Origin of the sequence: Bacillus cereus group sp. N14 (assembly GCF_016483555.1) — a bacterium.
GTDB classification, from domain to species: Bacteria; Bacillota; Bacilli; order Bacillales; family Bacillaceae_G; genus Bacillus_A; species Bacillus_A wiedmannii.
Map to the genome: position 1 here is coordinate 1 of NZ_JAEHBQ010000116.1, position 246 is coordinate 246.

The window sequence follows — 246 nt, forward strand, 5'->3', positions numbered from 1 at the left end:
CTCCGTCACAACCAGAATACGCCGGGCACTCCGGCGAATATATCCGTTTGGTACCGGCCGGTGAAATCATCTATCTTCTGCTCGCCCAGGAAAAGCAAATGACCGAGCTCATGGCAGCGGTGACCGAAAGCCAGTACGCGTATCGGTATGGTGCAGGAAAATGGACGCTGACAGAAGGCGGGGGCCACATTGCAGACTCAGAACCCGTCATGACCTACCGCCTGCTCCGGTTCGCAAGAGGGGATC

1 protein-coding gene is annotated in these 246 nt (G+C 57.3%); it reads left to right on the forward strand.

Going from position 1 to position 246, the window contains the following annotated elements; all coding sequences use genetic code 11:
- Window positions 1-246, forward strand: a 246-nt coding sequence (locus JDS82_RS29340; RefSeq protein WP_242474952.1) for a DinB family protein, incomplete at both ends; no start/stop codon positions are given.